This is a genomic window from Thiorhodococcus minor, from assembly GCF_010820565.1.
GTDB lineage: Bacteria > Pseudomonadota > Gammaproteobacteria > Chromatiales > Chromatiaceae > Thiorhodococcus > Thiorhodococcus minor.
Genome location: NZ_JAAIJQ010000278.1, coordinates 1 through 960, shown reverse-complemented (window position 1 = coordinate 960; position 960 = coordinate 1). Strand labels below are relative to the sequence as shown.

The window sequence follows — 960 nt, the reverse complement described above, 5'->3', positions numbered from 1 at the left end:
CTGCAGCACGATGCTAAGCACATCTATAAGGCATTGGCGCGGATGCTTCTCTCGGGCGTGGCCGAGCCGCCGATCGTCATCGATTGGAGCGATCTGAAGGAGGACCAGTCGCTGCATCTGCTGCGCGCTTCGGTGCCGGTGGGTGGGCGCAGCCTGACATTGTACGAAGAGGTTCACACCCAACGGAATTTGGGCAACCGCCAAGTGCAGCATCGGTTCCTGCGGCAGATCAAGGCGCTGCTGCCGGCGACGGCGCAGCCGATCATCGTCGCGGACTCCGGCTTCAAGGTGCCGTTCTACCGCGAGGTCGAGCGTCTGGGTTGGCGCTGGGTCGGGCGGGTGCGCGGGCGCGACTACATCAAGCTCAAGCACCGCTGGCGCAGCTGCAAGAACATCTTTAAGGAGGCCACCACCACGCCGACGGCGCTCGGCATCGGTGAGTGGGTGCGTAGCAATCCGCTGCGCGCCGCCTTCGTGCTGGTACGCAAGCCCAAGCTCGGACGCCGGGCGAAGACCGCCTCGGGTAAGCGCTCGCGCTCGAAGAAAAGTCAGCAGGCCGCCCGCAATGCCCGTGAGCCGTGGCTGCTAGTGGCCTCCACACGCCTCGCCGACTGGCCGGCGAAGCGTCTGGTCAAGGTCTATCGTCAGAGAATGCAAATTGAGCCGAGCTTCAGAGATATGAAAAGTCAGCACTTCGGCGAGGGGCTGGAATGCAGCGCCTCGCGCGGCGCCGGGCGCTTCACGGTACTGGTGCTGATCGCATCAATGGCGGCGATCCTGCTGTGGCTGATCGGCACGACCGCTGAGCACCGCGGTCTGCATGAGCGCCTGCGACCCGGTAGCCGCAAGCGCCGCGCCTATTCGCGGCTGTTCCTGGCCCGGCTGCTGCTGACGTTGGAGAATTGCCGCGCGAGCGTCGCCGAGCTGGTCGACGCCATCGGACAGCTGGATCAATGGGTC

1 protein-coding gene is annotated in these 960 nt (G+C 65.1%); it reads left to right on the top strand.

The genetic code is table 11. The annotated features are described in order from the left end of the window. On the top strand, positions 1 to 960 hold a 960-nt coding region (locus tag G3446_RS26945), incomplete at both ends, for an IS4 family transposase (protein WP_164456717.1).